Below are 3,036 nucleotides of genomic sequence, written 5' to 3'. Positions count from 1 at the left end.
AGCTGTTCAAGAAAAAAGAGAGAGACCATTTTATTATCCTTTAAAGAGAATAGAGGATTCTAACTGTAGTCTGGCCAGATATTACTTAACAGAATGTAGAGGAATCTCAGAAGAAATCGTACAAAAGATGATTCAACAAGGTTTAATAGCACAAGCCAGCTGGAAAACAAATGAAACAGTTGAACCTGTTATTGTTTTTAAAAGCTTTGATCATCGTCACAAACTGCAGGCAGCAAGCTTACAAGGGATATATAAGAATCACTCTCTTCCTAGAGAGAGGTTAAAAACGATTCTAAAAGGAAGCCATGGACATATTGGAATATCCTTTGACATTGGTAAACCCAATAGACTAGTCTTTTGTGAATCGTTCATCGACTTGATGAGCTATTACGAACTACATCAACAAAGTTTATCTGATGTTCGTTTGGTATCTATGGAAGGATTAAAAAGGTCTGTTGTTGCTTATCAAACTTTACGACTGATAGCTGAAGAAAATCAGAAATTGGAATTTTTAGATACACTAATACCTTCTAAGTTATTGCCTTTAATCAATACAATTCGTGATACCACCAGCTATTTTGATAATCATCCTGATTTATTGACACTTGCGGTAGATTGTGATGATGCAGGTAAAGATTTTTCTGATAAGTTATCTAGATCAGGATTTCCTGTTTTACTGGATTTACCTGATAATGAATCTGGGAAAGAAAAAGTAGACTGGAACGATATTCTTCGAGAAAAGAAATCAGATTTACAATTGATGATCGAGAATGCAAAAGAGACATTGAGGAATCAACCAGTAAGGCAAAACTCTCAATTTTTAGAATTGTGATAACAAAATCAAGATGTTTTAGCTAATATTAGAATGAAGGAGGATCGTATATGACCATAATCGAACGCTTAGAAGAAAAGGTCACTAGGCAAGAAAGCAAGGTAGCAAGAGAGACAGAAAAACTAGCTGCTTACAAAGAACAACTGGAGACAGCGATGTTTGCGACGTTCAAAAGGCGTCAAAGCATTAGTCACATGAGTTTTGAAGAAGCTCTTGACCATGCCTTTGGTAAAGAAAGACAATTCGATGACTCTGAATTTAGAAAGGATGAAATGAGTGAATGACAAAAGATTGGAATTTTAATCAACCATTGGAAAGTAAATCAGAAAATCAAGAAGATCCAGATAAAATTGCGGCCTTATTTGGAAATCATCAAGGAGATAATGATGTAAATTATGAAGCAGCTTTTCAAAAGCGTAAACAAGCACCTGTGACGGAATCAAATTCTAGTTCTAAGCCCAAAGTTACAGAGGTTAGAACAAGAAAAGAGACAGATATCACTACAAGTTATCAGCAACATCTTAAAAGACTTATTGCAGATAACAATAGCGATATTCAAAGTAGTCAAAAGAAAATTGAAGATTTACATACGTTGATTGACACAAAGAATAAAGAAAATAAGAAATTGCAGTCCATTTATGATGCGATTTCGGAATTACACTAAGCAGTCCTGATAGGCTGCTTTTTTTGAGAGGTTATAGATGTTTACAACATTTTTTAAGAAAAACCAAGACAATGGTGATATATTTAAGAAGCTAATTCATCGACTATCTGATATGTCTGTCCAAGATCTTGAAAAAATAGACCGATTGCTAGATATCATTTTCACTCCAGATCAAGGATCAGAACAACTAAAAACAGAAGCAACTTATAGAGAAGAAACTTTGGACGACACATTAAAGGAAGCTAAGAATCAACTTCATAAGGAACAATTGGAGAAGAATTTAGAGAGATTTAGAAAAGATGGAAGGAAGTGAATCGTTTTATAAAATTTTCTTTTACTTGAATAAAGTCTTGTGTTATACTTTTAGTATAGACTAGAGAAGGAAGTAAATATTTTGGACTTGACTACCAAGCAGGAAAAGCAACTAGGTCAGACTCAGTGGTTTCATGCGACATTGTTCCGACATTTAGAATCGTTAAAAAAAGGTATCAATGTTCAATTTAACTTAGGGAGTGAGTTAGATTTTGGACCTGGTTTCTATATTACGCCAGACTTTGAACAAGCTAGAAAATTTATCAATAAACAGGTTGAAGTTCTAAATAACATTATGGCGAATAAAGATATTTTTGAGTTAGAAGAAGAATTCGGGATTATATTAGAATTTCGTATTTCAAATTTTGTAGAAATTTTTAAGAACCCTGACTATCGTTGTCACTATTTTGCAAAACATAAAAAATCAGAGTCAGATTTAGATTTTGCGGAATTTGTCTTTCAAAATCGGGAAAATCCAGATGAATTACAACACCATTTTGATTTTATCTATGGTGTTCAGACTGATGACAATCCAACCCAAGCTTTAGCTCGTTTTCGTCAGAATGAAATTACAAAAGAAGAAATGCTTGCTGAGTTTAGAAAACCCTATTCTTTTAAACAATTATCCATTCACAACCAATCTTTTTGTGATATAATGAAAATAGAGAAGGTTTATCAATCAAAAACAGGAGAGGAGTTACAAAAATGGCAGTAGTATCATTGGAAAATAATATTAAACTATATAGTTCAGAATTATTTCAAGCACTATTAAAAGCCTCTAATTATAAATTGGATGAGCGTATTGCTCAGACTGTTGCAGAAGGCTATGCTCGTAATCTAGATTATTCTGATCCTGAGCTGATGCATGTTGGTGTAACTTCGGTTGCTAACAATCTGCTTACAAAAATTAAACGAGAGTATTTTATATAGTATTTTGAAGAGCCACCGAAAAAGGAATTATTCTTTAAGGTGGCTTTTTTAGAAGTAAAGTTTAGGCTAGAAAAACAACAAAAAATGCACCAATTTTGGTGCATTATGCTTTTTTATGCTATAATTGAATTATAAAAATAAAGGAGTTTGCCATGATTGGAAAGAACATAAAATCCTTACGTAAAACACATGACTTAACACAAGACGACTTTGCCCGAATTGTAGGAATTTCTCGAAATAGCTTGAGCCGGTATGAAAATGGAACGAGTTCAGTCTCTACAGAATTAATTGACATCAT

General features: G+C 33.2%; 7 protein-coding genes. All 7 read left to right on the top strand.

The window, feature by feature from the left end:
• Positions 1–832: toprim domain-containing protein (locus QZ565_RS08995; RefSeq protein ID WP_295528464.1), on the top strand; the 832-nt coding region annotated here is incomplete at its 5' end.
• Between the two features lie 50 nt (positions 833–882).
• The gene (locus tag QZ565_RS08990) at positions 883–1,116 is read left to right on the top strand and encodes a DUF5965 family protein (protein WP_000152419.1); all 234 of its coding nucleotides are present in this window, start codon (positions 883–885) and stop codon (positions 1,114–1,116) included.
• On the top strand, positions 1,113–1,496 hold the full coding sequence (locus QZ565_RS08985; RefSeq protein WP_295528458.1) for a DUF5945 family protein: 384 nt from the start codon (positions 1,113–1,115) through the stop codon (positions 1,494–1,496). The genes QZ565_RS08990 and QZ565_RS08985 overlap by 4 nt, the downstream gene beginning before the upstream one ends.
• Before the next feature lie 37 nt (positions 1,497–1,533).
• On the top strand, positions 1,534–1,809 hold the full coding sequence (locus tag QZ565_RS08980) for a hypothetical protein (RefSeq protein WP_295528456.1): 276 nt from the start codon (positions 1,534–1,536) through the stop codon (positions 1,807–1,809).
• A gap of 81 nt (positions 1,810–1,890) precedes the next feature.
• Positions 1,891–2,523, top strand: a complete 633-nt coding sequence (locus QZ565_RS08975; protein WP_366508745.1) for a DUF3990 domain-containing protein — start codon at positions 1,891–1,893, stop codon at positions 2,521–2,523.
• Positions 2,514–2,738, top strand: a complete 225-nt coding sequence (locus QZ565_RS08970) for a hypothetical protein (protein WP_261075447.1) — start codon at positions 2,514–2,516, stop codon at positions 2,736–2,738. The genes QZ565_RS08975 and QZ565_RS08970 overlap by 10 nt, the downstream gene beginning before the upstream one ends.
• A gap of 152 nt (positions 2,739–2,890) precedes the next feature.
• Positions 2,891–3,036, top strand: a 146-nt coding sequence (locus tag QZ565_RS08965; RefSeq protein ID WP_295528467.1) for a helix-turn-helix transcriptional regulator, incomplete at its 3' end; no start/stop codon positions are given.

The organism is uncultured Streptococcus sp. (assembly GCF_915066115.1).
Taxonomy (GTDB): domain Bacteria; phylum Bacillota; class Bacilli; order Lactobacillales; family Streptococcaceae; genus Streptococcus.
Note: the sequence above shows the minus strand (reverse complement) of the source record. Positions and strands in the feature narration are given on the sequence as shown.

What these genes read in the sequence shown, in the direction of transcription:
- QZ565_RS08990 (WP_000152419.1), top strand. Translation starts at nt 883, where the DNA reads ATGACCATAATCGAACGCTTAGAAGAAAAGGTCACTAGGCAAGAAAGC.
- QZ565_RS08985 (WP_295528458.1), top strand. Translation starts at nt 1,113, where the DNA reads ATGACAAAAGATTGGAATTTTAATCAACCATTGGAAAGTAAATCAGAA.
- QZ565_RS08980 (WP_295528456.1), top strand. Translation starts at nt 1,534, where the DNA reads ATGTTTACAACATTTTTTAAGAAAAACCAAGACAATGGTGATATATTT.
- QZ565_RS08970 (WP_261075447.1), top strand. Translation starts at nt 2,514, where the DNA reads ATGGCAGTAGTATCATTGGAAAATAATATTAAACTATATAGTTCAGAA.